We start from the raw sequence: 16,513 nt of genomic DNA on the forward strand, positions 1-16,513 counted from the left end.
CATCATGCACACGACACTGGAGTCAGCCTGAACGACTCCGTACCCACGAACGGGCGACACCAGATCATCCAGAAACGGACTTAACGTCCTCTGAACGCGACCATGTGCGACCACAATGCGACCACCAGCCGACGGAACGTCAAAAAGGCCGTCCCCGCCAGAAGCGGAAACGGCCTACGACCTGCAGTTATGCAAGTCGGGACGACAGGATTTGAACCTGCGACCCCTTGACCCCCAGTCGCGCGACCATTCACCTTTCCACACGTCAGGCAATCAACGGAGCGCGGCGTTCGTGCGATGGAACGCAGTTCGAGTACGGCGGATCGCCGCGTGTGGTCCCTCGACTGTCCCCAGGGTAGCGGGCGCTGACCTGCCAGGCGACCTGCCGGAGGGACTGCCTTAGGAACCGATGGAAACGCTCAAAAACGGCTATCAGGTGCCATATGAAGCCGGCCAGAGTCAGCCTTGCCATTTCGGTCCGCCCACACTCGGGCGACCCACGGTGGTTACATCTTCCACCGCCCGACGGCCACCCCCTCCACCCCGAATACGCCCTCAACCACGTCCACCACCTCTGCCGTGAATTCGGCGTCTCCCGCACCACCATCCACAACCTGCGCCACCTCGCCGCCACCATCTCCATCACTGCCGGCGTCCTCCCGGCCGTCGTCTCCAAGACCCTCCGGCACTCCACACGCTCCACCACCGCCAACATCTACGGCCACCTCACCACCCAGGCAGCCCGCGACGCCTTAACACCATCGACCGCGCCCTCACCGCCGCCGACCAGACGCCAACCCCTGTCCGGCTGCCCCGCCCGAATCCACAGAGCGCCCACGCTCTCCGAAGCCACAAGCAACCCGTGGGGGACAATGACCGTCTGCAGAAGGCAAGCTGACGGTTGCTCGATAAGACCGGAAGATCTGCCTCAGATTTGCGATATCACAATGCACACAGGCTCCTGAAAACGCGAGAAGGCCGCTTCCGCATCTCTGCGAAATCGGCCTCCGACCTGCGAAAACACTGGTCGGGACGAACAGGATTTGAACCTGCGACCCCTTGACCCCCAGCGGTCGAAAGGTGGTGACGGCCCGTCCGCTCAGTCCAGAACCCAGAGGCCAGGGCCTATCTCGTCCAAGCCCTGTGCCGCCCTTTCGGGTCTCGTGATATTCAATCCGTGAGAGGCACATGAGCTGCAGTGATCTACGTTGCTGCATCTCTGCTGTGTGTGACACCCACGCCACACGCGCCTTCTCACCCACGGGCGTTTACCGGCGGCGCCACCGCGAGATTCCCCCGAATACCACGGGCGCCAAAGCGGCAGACCGACACCACCTGACGGCAACTCCTACGGAGCCAGGGCATGACCATGCTCGCCGTCGGCTTCTTCCTGTGCCAGCAGGCTGCTACGGGCGTCGCGGCCCCAAGCGCACGCAGTTCGTCGGCAGCCTCATCAACGAGTACGGACACATCACATGCTCTTCAATGGAGACTTTCACGCGGCACACCAACCAGTCAGCCCTACGTCTCGAGTCAATCCGAGCAGCCTCCCGCAACGGTAGCCGCTTGCCAAACCGCGTGCGCCACGGGCGCGTGGCATATATCGCTGTGAGCACCGGATACACCCCCACCAGAATTGATGACATCGTCCGCGTCTAGGTTGTGCACTGTGAATGGCCGAAAGTCATACCTGGTATCGGTAGGCCCTAGGATCTCGTCCGTGATGTCGATACCTGGTCCGCGCACGCCGAAGGTGCCTATTCCGCCATACGTTGGCAAGTCACCAGCCTCGAAGTCGACTTGGCGCTTTGCCCCAGCACCCAACGGGTAGAAGACGCGAACCGCACGATCGTGCACGGAAGTCGTGACGACCACCGGCCCCTGCACGAGCCCATCTCCGAGGATTCGATGAAAGTAGCCCGACCGAGCAGGTCGCGGCGGAATATGAGAACAGAACGACCACAGCGACATTGCCCCCTGAACAAGGACGAGCGTGTCAACAGGGTGGCGATCAACTCCGCGGCCGAGGGCTCGTGAAACGGCAGCTGAGATGGCGATGCAACCGAAGCTATGGCCCATGAGGTGGAAGCGCGCTGTCGGGGCCGCTGTCTGCAGATCTCCAAGCAACGCGGCTGCGCCGCGCTCGCCTAAGTCGCGAGCCCGCCGTTTCATCTGCCAGAACGTTAGGACGCGCAGCGGAGACAGAACACCACCGAACGACACCTCACCATAGGACGTCAGTTCCTCCATGAGACACGCCTGATATGTGGCCTCCGCATCAAAGGCGTCGCGGTCGTCGCCGGGCGCGGCACCGACTCCCTCGCTGCCCGTGCTCGCCTCCACGTCGATTACGTCATATGCGCGCTTCACGGGTTCGGGTAAGGTCACCGGCGCGGCATCCAGCAGTGCATTTTCAACGATGATCCGCAAGGCCTCGCGGGTCGCGGGCGTGTCGGCGAGCGCAGCGGCATATCGGTCGACGAGCGACTCGACACCATTACTTGGTTCGCCCACTGCTGCGGCAGACGACGCAGCGGCGAACCCAACGGCGGCCTCTGGCTGGAACTGCTCGTCGCTCCATGCCTTGCTTGGCCAGTGCAGGCCAACCAGCAGTGGCCGGAAGCCGCCAGGTCGCTCTTCTAGCCGGGCCTGGTCGTCGGCGCATGAGTCCATGGTCGCCAACCACCGGGTGTACTGGCCCCGCGCTGCCGGTACATCCGCGTTCCAGCCGTGACTGAAGAGGAATACGTCCGTGGGCTGGCTGGCCGCGGCGTCGCGGAGCACGATCTGGCTGTACGGGCCTTCACCCTCTGCCCGCTCGCGACCTCGAGCGTCGAAGGTGATCAGGTGATAGCGCAGGCCAGTCCCGGGAACTGTCTCGGCGGGCATGGTGCCTCCCTATGTGCCGGTTGTTCGGACGGCGCGAACGGCGGGGTCGCCGAGTAGGACGAAGTTCCGGGCATCATTATTGGCTGTCCACAGCCCTGCCAGATCTCGGTCCTCGACGAGTAACCCGTAGCGTTTGATTTCGTCCAGCTTGGCTGTGAGCTCGGTTGAGATCTCTGCGTACCGCGAGTTCAGGAACTCCATGGCACTACCCATCCGGACGCCGTCGAGGATCGCCATCAAGGTGCTGGCCATGGCTGCGATCTGTGGCGTCAGGCCGGCCCACAGGAACGAACAGCTCCACGCTCGGTCCACGTGACCGATAAACCCCAGGGAGCCGCCGGCAGGATTGCCGAGCAGCCTCTGCGGGAGACGGGCAATGAAGGGCGTCTCATCATTGAAGAGACCGACGTTGGTAGCGGGACTGGGGAAGTCAGCCACGCGGGGTGTCCCCGCCCCATAGCAGCAGAAAGAGAACACAATCCTGGGGACGACCGGGCGATCGGTCGGAAGGTCGACGCCGGCCAGGTAGTGGTCGCAACTAATTCTGCTCGGCTTCATGAGAGGGCCAGGCCAATCCTGGCAAAGCAGTGCACCCTGCGTCTCACGCCGACCAGTCGCAGAACAACCGACCCCGTGGGTTGCAGTGAAGAGTACCTCGGGCACTGCTCCGTCGAGAAGAAGGTCGTACAGGCGAGCCTTCGTCGCGCCCTGACCGACGTCGGTGGTAAGTCCGACTCCCGGGGCAAGTTCGCCCAGTTCGGCGCGCATTGGCTCGACCAGCCGCGATGCGCTGAGAGCAGTCGGGGTATCCCCCGGGTTGCGCGTGCCGAACAGATGGACCCGAGGTTTCCGAGGTTCCGCCGCCACAGGTTCGGGGCTGTTCTCGGCAGCAACAACCGAGGCGGCATAGGAGGCATACTCCTCGGCGGTGTCGAAGTGCACTCTGCCGACCGCATAGGTCACGTCGAGCTGGTACTGGAACGAGAACGGTATCCGCTCCGGGCTGCCGACCAGGAGCAGGTAGTAGGGGATCTTGCGCGGATCGGCCGGTCCCGGACCCATTCCGTGTCTCGAGCGGAACTGTTCGCAGTCGTCGCCCGGCAGCACAGTGAGCTCCTGGTAAAGCTCGCCGGCCTCCTGCCTGCGGTGACGCCGTAAGGGCTCGAGGGCCTCCAGCACCCTCGGGTCCGTCCCGTCCGCCGTGACTAGCGCCCACCCCACCGCCGCAAGACTCTCGGGATCCCGACCGTACATCACGCCCAGGTGCTCCTCATCGTCGTGGTGACGGTGCCTGAGATCCTGCTGGTGTTGATCACCCCGAGGCTCGATTCCACGGACCCGCTCAGCCAAAGCAGCCAGCGACATTGGAGCGAAGAGGTATTCGCCGGTGTCTGCATCAACCCCGTTGAAGACAAGCTGCTCATTCGATGCGAGGGGCAAATCGCCCATATCAGCCACTGCGGCCTCCTAGATCCACAGGACAAGCAGGATCACGATCACCACTGCCTCCACCAGGGCAATCACACTCAGGAGGCTCACCGCGCTGCGGGCACCTGCCATCAGCCCTTCACGCCGCGCCTCCTCAAGCGATGCTTTCCGGAATGCTCGTTCCTCGACAGTCAGTTGCTCGGTTATGTGCGGCCCGAAGCGGGGAATGTCGTGCGGCGCCAGCAGGAGTTCCCTCGGTCTGCCGTTCCGCTGCCATTCATGCGCAGCTCTCTGCCACGGTTCAAGGTTGGCCCAGCGCCAGAGTTCGTTGTTGTTCAACACCGCAGTGATGAGCCGGTCGTGCTCCAGTTCATACCACGTGGTCTGGGCACGGGTGTCTACTCGGATGAGATGCGCGTCCTCCAGCAGCCTCAGAGCTTGAGCGCCTTCCTCCCCCAGGACCGGCCTCGCCGCTGTCTGACCGCGAAATTTCTGTGGCGTTACGAGCTGATTCTCGAACCAGTCACGGATGGTACGCTCGGGGACCTTTGTCCTCTCTGCCGCGTCGGCCACAGAATCTCCGTAGAACCGGCTAAGTGCGTGGTTAATGTCGACCTTCTCGACGTCGTCGAGTTCGATGGCGTGGAAGTGGTCGTGTTTCGCCGAACTGACGCTCCCCCACAGTGTGTGACAGACCACCTGCAACTGGAAGGGCTCGACGTACGGTGCCTCCTGCCACTCGCAGGTCTGATCTGGGCTGCTGACCTTCGTCTTAGCCAACTGGTCGATCAGAGCCTGGGCAGCGGCATCCCGGAACTGCACGTCCCGATCCTCAGCGGGCTGCTGTATCGCAAGCTTCGCTTCGTCATGCGTCAAGAAGTCCAGGCGATACCTTGCGCGCAGGTGCCCGGGAAGAAGTTTTCGGTAACGCTCCAGACCGCCCATGTAGTCTTCTCGAATCGCCAGCAGCGCCCAGAGCTCACCCTTGGCGAGCACGGCTCCCAGCTCTTCGAAGAATTCCTCCTTTTGATGCCAATCGGTCGGATCAAGCGTCAGGATCTCCTCGAACTGGTCGACCATTAAAACCGGCACCTCCTGCGGCTCGATCTGTGGAGTTGCGGCGGTCGCATCGCTGAGGACTTCTTCAAGCGTGCATGACTCGAACTGGTGCGGATCAGTGCGCCGGTCCCCAAGCAGGTAGAGTGCGAGGCTGTTGACGTATCGATTGCGAACGTTGACTTCGCCCGGCGGGGGTTTGTCCACCCGAGCCGGGCCAAAAGACCGGAATCCATCATCGGCCAGCATCCGGATGACTGCCGACTGGATGAGGGAGGTCTTGCCAGCCCCGGATGGGGAATGCAAGAGAACCACGCGCTCTGCGATGACGAGATCTGCCAACTCGCGAGCCTCACGTTCACGATTCGGCAGCCGCTCCCCCGGCCGGAAGGCACGCGGCCCCACGTACGGATTACTGACGGATACCAATTTTCCAGACTCCCTCGCGGTCCCGGAGTTCATGAGGGACCCTCGATTCGGCTGCGCAGATTACCTAGGAAATCGCGGGGCGTAGTCCAAAAGATATTCACGTGGTCATCTCGGAAGTACGATTGGAGATATCTCTGTGCAGCCTCCGGCTCGATCATCTCATTCTCAGGTCTGAGCTGTACGCCCACATGGTTCGAGCGACTCATGCGGGAATATCCCAAGAAGCTCTTGATGCTCTGGAAAACCACCCGGAAGTCCCAGTCATCCAGTCGGTATCCGAGAAACATTAGAGAGCGACCAGTCAACGATTTCCCAACGGCCGACGGTATATCAGGACGCTTGTCGATCCACGCGGTGAGCCAAGCGAAGTAATCATCTTCGGTCAGGACGATCGAATCCGGGATGTCCAGCCTCCCGAACAAGTGATACACCCAGGGACTCGCCAGGGAGGGCGCATCAGGTTTGCTCGGGTTTTCCCACTCCGCCAGCTCGGTCCACGGAAAACACAATGTCACTGGAGTCCTCTTCGGCTGGGACTCTCGAAGTGCATCCTGAAGAAGGTCGGTCCAGCCAGTCGTGACGTACAACTTCACTGGCAGTGACGCGAGCACCCGGTACGGGTCACTCTCATCCGCCTGCCGGAGTTTGCGCCCCACCTCGAGGATGGCGCGTTCGGGCTCGGTGTCGATCGGCGATGAAATCGAAGTGAAAGGGTCGCTGCCTACAGCTTTCTCCTTCCTCTCCTGCAATTCAGTCTTCAGGTAATCCTGCAAATATGCGTTGACCAGGTCCGGCGACTGAGTCACCCGGAGATATTGCGCGACCTGGGTCAGATTTCCCTGCACGTGCGGCGCGATCGGCATCTGCCACCGCCGCACCCATCGGCGGGCGATCTCATGCCGCGATCCGAGGATCCCGTCGGCCAACCCCGGCCCGAGCACCGGAGTGAAGCGGTTAGTCTTGATCATGACTGGCAGCGCCTGCCACGTGTTCGCAGGGCCTCCAGTGCGCGTGTGCGCGTGGTACGCCCGCCCGGACCGCAGCCGGGAGAACAACACCGGGACCCACCAGTCCGGACGGTGACGGATAGCGTTCCGCCCTACGGCCATCGCCCCGTCGACGGCCCCGCCCTCGGAGAGCTTCTTAAAGAAGGCTGGGGTGAACAGGTCAGCCGACGCCGTGGTGATGTTGCCTTGCATGGCCACCACAGCGCCGACGCCCGCGCCCGCCAGCCTCGGCCCAAGTGCTGCAAGCACGCCCCCGTCATCACTGCTCGAATTCTCCCCGACTCCGGCGGACTGACAGGAGATCAGCACCACAAGGGTGGGTTTCCGTTCGAGGCCGGCGATGCGTTCGGCGAGTCGGCGCGCGTCGACCTTGTCAACCTTGCCCTCCGGGTCTTCGAGGTACAGGCCTGGAACATCCTCGAACTGTGCCCCGTGACAGACGAGGTAGAGGATGTCCAAAGGGTCCTCGACGTTGTCAATGCGCCGCATTATCGCTTCAAGCGTCACCTTTCCCTTACCGGACAGAACCACAGTGTTGTACGGGGAGATTGCCAGCTGGGCATGACCAACTTCCCTGTCGATGTCAAGCTGGGCGAGTGGCTTTCCCCGCGGCGCATATTGAGAAATATTACCCGGCGACGCAACCGCAATAAGGGCTTTCATGTCATGAGGGGGAAGCGGGGGGAGCGCACTCCAATTGGCATTAGCAAGGTAGCGCGAGAGTAAGATATTACCACTCGTGGCGATTGGGAGATCCCCCGATGGGGTGCGCAGCAACTCCCAGCGCACAGAGTGGAACCGATCTGGCCCGTCGATGTGGATGCGAAAGTGCACTGGAGTTTGCCGTGCTGCAGCAATCGCTTTCCCGAAGAAATCGACCACCTCTCCAGACGAACCGAATACCATTTCGGTCAATCTTCGACTGTACTCATCGTCGTCTCTCACATGCTGCTTGAGTACGTCTATGTCGATCCGCAACGGCTGACTGGGATGGCACGGCCAGTCAGTGGTCTCGGCATCCGCGTAGCGAAGGCTCGTGTCGAATGCTTCCTGATCCTTGTCCCAGATCAGACCAAATTCAAATTCTGCCGAGCACATAACCTTCTCCGCGTATCACGCCGCCCAGGAACACATCACTGAGCGTGAATTGCGTAACACAATGTAGCCGTTAGCATCCGCTGATAATTTCAGTCTGAGACAGCACCTGTGATTGGTCAAGGTGCATCGTTGGCGCAGGGCTTCGAGCCGAATAGTCCACCCTTGCTTCCCGCTGCCTGAGGCCCGAGGCGAGGAACGCTGCAGGCGCCCCTCATTCGCCCGTCAAGATCCCCCCGAAGACCGAGATGCACTTGTCGCCTCATTAAGGGATCGCCCCAGGTCAGGGCACTCACAGGGGCAAGGTGATCGCAGTGTGGTCGCAGGGCCAGAGTGAGGTGACCCCTGGAGTGTGGACACGGGGGTTTCATGCCGCGAGGGAGAGTTTAGCCGGGGCGTGGTGTCGCTGTTCGAACTCCAGGGGTGCGAGGTAGCCGAGGGAGCTGTGGCGTCGGCGTGTGTTGTAGTAGGTGAGCCAGCGGAAGACCTCGAGCCTGGTTCGGGCCACTGTCGCGAGCGGCATCCCGTGCAGTGCCTCGCGCTTCAGGCTCTGCCACAGGCTCTCGGCGAGGGCGTTGTCATAGGACGAGCCGACCCGGCCCATCGAGCGGCGGACGCCGTGACGGTCGCAGGCCTCCGCGAAGGCCGCCGACGTGTACTGACCCGCGGTCCGCGTGGAAGATCACTCCGGTGACGTCACCACCCCGGGCCGCGACCGCTGCCTGGAGCGCGTCGATGACCAGCGAGGCCCGCATGTGGGTGGCCATCGACCAGCCGACCACCCGGCGTGAGCGGATGTCGATCACGCAGGCCAGAGACAGTCACGCGCCGCCGGCCCGGATGTAGGTGATGTCGCCGCACCAGCGCTCGTCCAGCCGCTCGGCCGCGAAGTTCCGCTGGATCAGGTCCGGCACCGGTGGAGCGACCGGGTCCGGGATCGTGGTGCGCTTGCGGCGCCGCAGGTGCCGGCCGACGATCTGTCGCTCGCGCATCAGCCTGGCCACCCGTTTGCGGTTGACGTTCCGGCCGCGGGCCCGCAGTTCAGCGTGGATGCGCCGAGCCCCGTAGGCCTCACGGTGCTCGGCGTGGATCTTTCGGATCTCCTCGGCCGGGGCCTTGTCGGCTGCCCGGCGCGCGGCGCGGGCTTCAGTGCCGGCGAGCCAGCGGTAGTAACCAGACCGGGAGACGCTGAGTATCCGGCACAGCCGCTGGACGCCGAAGTCCCCGGCGTTCGCGGAGATGAAGTCCCAGCGGCGGGTCCTCACTTCATCTCCTTCGCGAAATACTGGGCCGCCCGCCGCAGGATCTCCCGTTCGAGCTCCCACTCCTTCTCGGCCTTCGCCAGCCGGGCGTTCTCCGTCCGCAGCCGGGCGTTCTCGGCCCGAAGGTCATCCGCGGAGGACCCGCTCCCTCCGGCCTGGAGACCGGCGGCGTCCGCAGCCCGCACCCAGATCCGCAGCGTCTCGGGGTTGACATTCAGATCGGCCGCGACGTCCTTGAACGTCCGTCGGCCGGCCGAGGCCCGCCACAACGCCACCGCGTCGGACCGGAACTCCGCGTTGTACTTCGAGGGCCGTGCCACGTAGATCTTCACCTTCCTGGATCACCAAGATCCATTGTTAGGTGTGTCCACATCGCAGGGGTCACCTCAGCAGCGGAGCCACCCGCTCCCACAGGTCATCAGGCACAAGATCATCCGACACCTGCAGAACTCTGCCGTCCGAACACCTCAACTGCCAAGCCCCTGAAGCGAACTCATTTTGAAACGATCAGTTACTGGGCGTTTCGTCCGCGGGAGGATCGTTTGATGCCGGTTTCTGGGGCGCCCAGGCTGCTCGCGTTTGGTGACGCTTGGGGGCTCTGGTGACAGGAGTGCCACTGTTGCACGAATGTCCGCCGGAACTGCGAGCTTCCTCCTGTCTCATCCCAAGAAGCCGGGTTGAAGTAGGAATGTCTCCCGAGTTCCGCGGCCTCTGGGCAAAGCGACGATCCCGCAGTATGCCGTCGTTATGACGGATCGTCGACGGTATCCGAGCGACTTGTCCGACGCCCGCTGGGCCCTGGTCGAGCCCACCCTGACCTCCTGGCGCCGGGACCGCACCGAACGGGCCCTCGCGTTCGGCCGGCCGCCCGAGCACGAACTGCGCGACCTGCTGGACGCGATCCTCTACGTCGACCGCACCGGCATCCCCTGGCGGTACCTCCCGCACGACTACCCACCCTGGGAAACCGTCTACGCCTACTTCGCCCGTTGACAGAAGGAGGGAGTGTTCGAGCAGCTCAACGGCCTACTCCGACGCCTGGTCCGCGCCGCAGAAGGCCCTGACCCGGAGCCGACCGCCTGCATCATCGACTCCCAGAGCGTGAAGACCTCCACGAACGTCCCCGCCGCCACGCAGGGCATTGACGTCGGCAAGAAGATCGCGGGCAGGAAGCGGAACATCGTCACCGACACAATCGGCTTGCTGCTGGCGGTGCTGGTCACCGCCGCGAGCGTGCAGGACGGCACGCCGGCAGGCAGCTCCTGACCGCGGTCGCCACCCACCACCCGACCGTCCGCAAGGCCTGGGCCGACATGGGCTACAAGAACGCCGTCGTCGAACACGGAGCGACCCTTGGCATCGACGTCGAGATCGTCCGCCGCGACCCCACGGCCAGGGGATTCGTCGTCCAGCCCCGTCGCTGGGTCGTCGAGCGCAGTTTCGGCTGGCTGATGAACCACCGGCGCCTGGCCCGCGACTACGAAGCCCTCCCCGCCCGCTCCGAAGCCATGATCCACGTCGCGATGATCAACCTCATGACCCGCCGACTCACCGGCGAAGCCACCCCGACCTGGCGCGGCACCTGAGCCCCAGAATCAGGGGCGAAACGCCCAGTTAACGCCTTCTCAAGTGGTGGCGAGCCTGCGGCGGGCGGCGATAACGGCGACTGCGCCAGCTGTCATCCATGCCTTGCCCAGCAACTGTCCTGGCAGGAACTGGAGAGAGCCGAATGCCAGCGTAAGGAACACCAGACTGTCAGCAAGCATCCCGACCAGATTGGACGCAACCATCGCGGTGAGCAGGCCGCGCTTACGAAGCGGCTCATACACCACGAAGTCAAGGCCTTCGGACAGGGCGAATGCGGCGGCAGACGCGGTTGCTAGCGCTGGGCTGGCCAGCCAGTAGGACAGAGCCGCGCCCACGAGCACCGCAACGGCGACAGGCCAGCGGCCAGCGGTTTCGCGAGCGAGGTCACGCAGGACGAGGGCTATGCCAACGAGATATACGCCTGCTGGCGCAAGGTAGCCAAGGCCCACTGGGACAACGCCGAAGTGAGTGACCGCCATGTTGGCAGCAGGGATGGTGGCGACGTACGCAACCAGGGCACCGACAGCGCCGATGCGTCGAGCACGCATGATTCTCCTCAGGATATGGGCCGCAAGTTGACGGCCAGGTGGAAGGGTACGAGCGGATGCAGCGTCTTCAGGCCGCCCGGAAGCTGATCAACACGGGTGACAACGACGTCTTGAGTCGGTGCACGCAGGGCCTACTCGGCGAGCGGCTGGCCTGTGGAGAGCCTTCACGCCTTCATCCGGCCGTCAGTTGCGGTGATGGCAACCGTCCGACATGCGGCGCTTCACGGTGATTACTTGCGCCAAGTAGGCGTCTGACTGGCGGGTTTGGCGTCCACGTCACGCTACTCAGCTGCGTTGATCCATGATAGAGGGGTCCCGCCGTGCCTACGGCGGGACCCGCTTGTGCCTACCTACAAAATGCAGGCGGACTGAGAACTGCGCCTTCGGTTGGCGCTCCTAGGCCGGGACTGGCGGTGCGCTCACAGAAGGGATCACGCATGGCTCCAACGCATCTCGCGCACGTAGCCCCCGTCAACCAGCAGCAATGCGATGCTGGCGCCACAGGGGGACGCCGTATTGGCGGGGGCATTGGGACGGCACGACGATTGTGTATGCCGTGAGGCACACTTGCTGACGTGCGAGCAACCCTGATGGGTGCCGCACACGTCAGCAGGAGTCATCCGGAGATGCGGGCGATCGCATCGTGGCTGTGGATGCTCTCCAGGTTACGGACGCTCACCGAGTGAACGAGTTCCCGTTCCCGGCAGGCAAGAGAGATGTCGCGAGCCATGTCCTCGACGAAGACCGGATGGTCGTACGCTTCCATCGTCAAGGCACGCTCATCGGGTCGTTTGACGAGGGGCACTACGGGAGCGGATGCGCAATCCCTCAAGAGTTCCACGGCATCGTGGACAGGGAATGGGTATGGGCCGTCCGCTCTGCCGGTAACGGCCAACGAGACGCGGCTGCGCTGGTTGTGCGCGCCGTAGTCCGAGATCGCCTTCGAGCATGGACACAAACTTGTGACCTCGCAGGTCACATTGGTCACGACGGCGGCCTCGCCGCCATCCAGGCGACCTTCGATGGACACGTCGTGGACCTGCCAGGAACCAACACCACTCGATGGCGCAGTGACAAGAGTCCCGATGGGCATTGAAACGGTGACGGTCAGCGAGGAGACGTCCAGAAGGTCTGCGCCGGCCTTGAGGACCTGCGGTAGCTGCCGCGGGTCGAACTGCTGGAGGTGCTCGTGAACTAGCGCGACCATCCGGCTCATGTGTGTGCCGCGGCGGTCATGCGGGAGTCGAACTGTGACAGTGAGATCGGCGATCCCGTCCTGCCGAAGGTATCCATCGTCGAAACACACCGGGTAGCGCAGGCCGCTGATACCGACTTCGTCGATCTCGATGCCTCGAAGGTCGGCTTCGTTCTGGATGTCGTGCATTCTCACTCGCCCCGATAGGTGCACCCAGAGGTGCACGTCTCTCGGACCGTCAGGGCAGAGAGCGCTGGCAGGTCGGACTGCAGTCGGTCCCAAATCCAGCGGGCCAGGACCTCGCTTGTCGGGTTCTCCAGGCCTTCGATCTCGTTCAGATAGTAGTGGTCCAGGTGGTCCTCAATCGGCTTGAAGGCGCGCTTGATGTCGCCGAAGTCCATGACCCAGCCGGCTTCGCTGTCGACCGGAGCCTCTACGTGCACAGTGACGCGGTAGGAGTGCCCGTGCAGCCTGGCGCACTTGTGGCCCTCGGGAACTCGGGGCAGCCGGTGGGCTGCCTCGAAGGTGAACTCACGAAAGATTTCCATTACTGAATTCCCAGATACTTGTGCGTCTGGAGCGAGAGGGTCCAGCGCGGATTCTTCAGGCAGTACGAGACGGCTGCCCGAGTGTTGGCTTCTCGCTCAGGGCCATCCATCGGCTGGAGCCTGAAGTGCGTGTAGTCCAGATGCTCGAACTGGGCGGGATCCCCGCCGAGTTGCGGGTATACGAGCTTCAACTCGTCTCCGCGGGTAGCCACCAGATCGGAGCCAATCTTGGGGCTCACGCACAACCAGTCAATGCCCTTCGGCGGGATCCGGGTGCCGTTGGTCTCCACGGCAATCTCGAATCCACGGGCATGCAGTGCGTCAACGGCAGCTTCATCCAGCTGCAGGAGCGGCTCCCCGCCGGTGCAGACCACGAAGCGGTGATCGGCGGCTGCGGACGGCCATGCCTGCTCGACGGCCTCTGCGAGAGCCTCGGGCGAGGCAAACCGGCCACCGCCATCCCCGTCGGTGCCGACGAAGTCTGTGTCGCAGAACTTGCAAATCGCCCGCTCCCGGTCCTTCTCCAGGCCCGTCCAGAGGTTGCAGCGGGAGAACCGGCAGAAGACGGCCGGCCGGCCTGCATGGCTTCCTTCCCCCTGGAGGGTGTAGAAGATCTCCTTGATCAGGTAGGCCATACTCAGGCGCCCTGATACTGCACAGGGTCTGTGGCGCCCGCCTCAGCGAAGCCCTTCAGGCGCATGAGGCAGGTGTCGCAGCGGCCACAGGCACGGCCCCGCTCGTCCGGGTCGTAACAGCTCGAGGTCAGCGAGTAGTCGACTCCGAGACGCAGGCCCTCACGGACGATGTCGGCCTTCGAGAGGGCGATCAGCGGGGAGTGGAGCTTCAACTCCTGGGTGCCTTCGATGCCCGCCCGGGTGGCCAGGTTCGCCATCTTGGCGTAGGCGTCCATGTACTCGGGCCGGCAGTCCGGGTAGCCGCTGTAGTCCACCGCCGTCACGCCAGTGAAGATGTCAGTGGCACCGACGACCTCCGCGTAGGCCAGGGCGAAGGACAGGAAGATGGTGTTGCGGGCAGGTACGTAGGTGATCGGGACGCTGCTGCTCTCCGCCTCTTCGACGGTGTCGTGCTTGGGCACCTCGATGTCATCGGTCAGTGCCGAACCACCGAAGACGCGCAGGTCGATGTCTGCGATGACGTGACGCGCCACACCCTGAGCCTCGGCAACGCGCTTGGCCGCTTCCAGTTCCACGCTGTGCCGCTGGCCGTAGCTGAAGCTCAGCGCGTACGGCGTGAAGCCCTGCTCCTTGGCGATGGCCAGCACCGTAGTCGAGTCGAGACCACCGCTCAGCAGCACGATCGCGGGACGCCCCATGATCACTCCTTCATTTGCTCGTTGGGTACCGGTGCACCCTACCGTGCTATCTGGGCGGTAGAGTAACCGCCATCAGAGACGAGTTAGCGGATCCAGGAGTCGAGTCGAGTGAGGCAACTTTCACTTGTGGTTACCTGCACGGACCGCAAGATGTCCATGCCAAGCTCGGCCCTGCATGCCCGGTCACTGCCGGCTGGGAGTACGGAGCACCGTGCCCATGTCTGGCAGGCGCGGCTGAACGAGGCGTCCGGCCTCATCCCTCTCTGCAATCTCTACCAGGGCGAACATTGGGTGCAGGCACGGCAGTTGGCTGGCGCAGCTGCAATGGCGGGCTTCGCCCCGCAGATGTGGGTTGCATCAGCCGGCCTCGGACTGCAGCCCATCACTGCCTCGGCGCCTGCGTACGCGGCAACCTTCAGCCCTCGGCACGCCGACTCTGTGGGCGAGAGCACGGCCGACTCCGTGCGGTGGTGGAACCACCTCCAGGTGGGGCGCGGGCACGCGACGCTGGAGGATCTCGGGCGACGTGGCGCAGTCTTGCTATCTCTGTCCGAGGTGTACGGCAACGCTCTGCGGGATGACCTGTCCGCCCTGGGCGCTCTCGGAGCAGAGGCAGTGCTGATAGGCGGTTCTGCGGATATTCCGGGCCTGCTGCGAGTCCCGGCGAGAGCGACGCTGCGAAGCGCCCTTGGGGGCACCCTTACTAGCTTGAATGTACGTATGGCGGCGTCCTGGCTCCGCCACTGCACTGACGGCAAGCTGACCGCAACGACCACCGCGCGGTCCTGGGAACGCTGGGCGGCAACAGCAGATAAGGCCGAGCGCTATGACCGCACATCGCTGAGTGACGAAGCGGTCAAGGACTTCATCAGGCGTCACGCGCAACTTCACCCTGACTATTCACGAACCAGACTTCATCGCCTGCTGAGAGACGCCGGGCTCGCGTGCGAGCAGAAGAGGTTTGCCATGCTGTACGCCGAGACCATGGAGGAGCGATGACCGCTACGATTCTCAAGCGTCGAGCCCTACGGGTCCATCAGCACCCAACGATTCCGCTTTACGTCTTCGTGCTGGCGGCGGAAGAGGTTGACCAGGTGGCGGATGTCGCCCGCATTTCCCGCGACGAGGCCGGGAAGCTCATCGGCTATCAGCGGCCGGAGAAGAAGCAGCACGTCAAGCAGATCTTGGAGTACCTTGACAGCGACGAAGTGCTCTTCCCGAATGGGCTCATTCTCGCTCTGCCTTCCACAGTGCGTTTCAAGTCCAGTCCCGGGCCGTCGAGCAGTGACGGTCTCTCGACGAGTGGCACCCTGGAGATCCCACTTCCCAACTCCAGCGACGAACCGCGCCCAGCATGGATTGTCGATGGCCAGCAGCGTAGCCTCGCTCTTGCGCGCACCCGGCACTCGAGACTGCCGATCACGGTCGCAGGTTTTGTAGCCGAAGAACTAGATGTCCAGCGAGACCAGTTCCTTCGAGTCAACACGGTCTCTCCCCTGCCGACAAACCTCGTATCTGAACTCCTCCCCGAGGTTGCGACTCCGCTGCCAACGAAGCTGTCCGCGCGCAAGTTGCCTTCGGTCTTGGTGAACGCCCTCAACCAGGATCACGATTCCCCTTTCCGCGGGTTGATCAAGCGTGCATCTACCGCGCCGGCCCAGAAGTCGGCGGCGGTAGTCACAGACAATAGCCTAATCCTAGCCATCGAAGAGTCGCTCAATTCTTCAGCTGGAATTCTCTTCCCGCATCGCAATCTCTCAAATGGGACGACCGATACGGCCGCTATTCGAAATATTCTCATCACATATTGGACCGCCGTCCAGCAGACGTTCCCAGAGGCGTGGGGGATCATTCCCAATAAGAGTCGCCTGATGCACGGCGTCGGCATCCGCTCCATGGGTCGACTCATGGATCGCATCATGGCAAATGTTGACCTGAGGTCGAATGAAGCCCTCTCGCAGACGAAGAAAGAATTGGCCCTAATAAAGCCTCATTGCCACTGGATGAATGGGCGCTGGCGGGAACTCAACACCTCGTGGGATGAGCTACAGAATACGCCCCGACACATTAGCACTCTCTCGAACTTCCTGGTCCGAGTCTATGTCCAGTCAAGGATGAGCGCCTCGTGAAATTTTA

General features: G+C 63.1%; 12 protein-coding genes and 2 pseudogenes. 4 read left to right on the forward strand and 10 right to left on the reverse strand.

Going from position 1 to position 16,513, the window contains the following annotated elements; all coding sequences use genetic code 11:
• The first annotated feature begins 443 nt into the window (after positions 1–443).
• Positions 444–965: a tyrosine-type recombinase/integrase gene (locus AB0P35_RS12555; RefSeq protein WP_363509837.1), complete on the forward strand. Its 522-nt coding sequence runs from the start codon at positions 444–446 to the stop codon at positions 963–965.
• Positions 966–1,533: 568 nt separating this feature from the next.
• On the opposite strand, the gene AB0P35_RS12560 is transcribed toward AB0P35_RS12555, so the two are convergent.
• The 5 genes and pseudogenes from AB0P35_RS12560 to AB0P35_RS12580 form a co-directional block, all read right to left on the reverse strand.
• Complete coding sequence (locus tag AB0P35_RS12560; RefSeq protein WP_363509839.1) at positions 1,534–2,889, reverse strand: hypothetical protein; 1,356 nt, start codon at positions 2,887–2,889, stop codon at positions 1,534–1,536.
• Positions 2,890–2,898: 9 nt separating this feature from the next.
• Positions 2,899–4,347 carry a hypothetical protein gene (locus tag AB0P35_RS12565; RefSeq protein WP_363509841.1) on the reverse strand — a complete coding sequence of 483 codons (1,449 nt, stop codon included), beginning with the start codon at positions 4,345–4,347 and terminating at the stop codon, positions 2,899–2,901.
• 9 nt (positions 4,348–4,356) lie between these two features.
• Positions 4,357–5,835 (reverse strand): hypothetical protein, encoded by a 1,479-nt coding sequence (locus AB0P35_RS12570; protein WP_363509843.1) that lies wholly within the window; start codon positions 5,833–5,835, stop codon positions 4,357–4,359.
• Positions 5,832–7,907: an SIR2 family protein gene (locus tag AB0P35_RS12575; RefSeq protein WP_363509845.1), complete on the reverse strand. Its 2,076-nt coding sequence runs from the start codon at positions 7,905–7,907 to the stop codon at positions 5,832–5,834. Before AB0P35_RS12575 ends, AB0P35_RS12570 begins: the two co-directional genes overlap by 4 nt.
• A gap of 364 nt (positions 7,908–8,271) precedes the next feature.
• Positions 8,272–9,486, reverse strand: a pseudogene (locus AB0P35_RS12580) (IS3 family transposase).
• A 427-nt stretch (positions 9,487–9,913) separates the two neighbouring features.
• Here AB0P35_RS12580 and AB0P35_RS12585 point away from each other — a divergent pair.
• Positions 9,914–10,752, forward strand: a pseudogene (locus AB0P35_RS12585) (IS5 family transposase).
• 39 nt (positions 10,753–10,791) lie between these two features.
• On the opposite strand, the gene AB0P35_RS12590 reads toward AB0P35_RS12585, so the two are convergent.
• The 5 genes from AB0P35_RS12590 to queC form a co-directional block, all read right to left on the reverse strand.
• Complete coding sequence (locus AB0P35_RS12590; RefSeq protein WP_363509847.1) at positions 10,792–11,301, reverse strand: VUT family protein; 510 nt, start codon at positions 11,299–11,301, stop codon at positions 10,792–10,794.
• A gap of 616 nt (positions 11,302–11,917) precedes the next feature.
• Complete coding sequence (locus AB0P35_RS12595) at positions 11,918–12,685, reverse strand: GTP cyclohydrolase, FolE2/MptA family (RefSeq protein ID WP_363509849.1); 768 nt, start codon at positions 12,683–12,685, stop codon at positions 11,918–11,920.
• Between the two features lie 2 nt (positions 12,686–12,687).
• Entirely contained in the window at positions 12,688–13,044 is a 357-nt protein-coding gene (gene queD, locus AB0P35_RS12600; RefSeq protein ID WP_363509851.1) for a 6-carboxytetrahydropterin synthase QueD, read from the reverse strand.
• The gene (gene queE / locus AB0P35_RS12605) at positions 13,044–13,679 is read right to left on the reverse strand and encodes a 7-carboxy-7-deazaguanine synthase (protein ID WP_363509853.1); all 636 of its coding nucleotides are present in this window, start codon (positions 13,677–13,679) and stop codon (positions 13,044–13,046) included. The genes queD and queE overlap by 1 nt, the downstream gene beginning before the upstream one ends.
• A gap of 2 nt (positions 13,680–13,681) precedes the next feature.
• Positions 13,682–14,377, reverse strand: coding sequence for a 7-cyano-7-deazaguanine synthase QueC (gene queC / locus AB0P35_RS12610; protein WP_363509855.1), 696 nt, complete (start codon positions 14,375–14,377; stop codon positions 13,682–13,684).
• A 720-nt stretch (positions 14,378–15,097) separates the two neighbouring features.
• Between queC and AB0P35_RS12615 the strand changes: the two genes are divergently transcribed.
• The gene (locus tag AB0P35_RS12615) at positions 15,098–15,376 is read left to right on the forward strand and encodes a hypothetical protein (protein WP_363509857.1); all 279 of its coding nucleotides are present in this window, start codon (positions 15,098–15,100) and stop codon (positions 15,374–15,376) included.
• Complete coding sequence (dbpB, locus tag AB0P35_RS12620) at positions 15,373–16,506, forward strand: DGQHR domain-containing protein DpdB (protein ID WP_363509859.1); 1,134 nt, start codon at positions 15,373–15,375, stop codon at positions 16,504–16,506. Before AB0P35_RS12615 ends, dbpB begins: the two co-directional genes overlap by 4 nt.
• Positions 16,507–16,513 lie beyond the last annotated feature (7 nt).

This window comes from Kitasatospora sp. NPDC085879 (assembly GCF_040686255.1).
In the GTDB taxonomy this organism is placed as follows: domain Bacteria; phylum Actinomycetota; class Actinomycetes; order Streptomycetales; family Streptomycetaceae; genus Kitasatospora.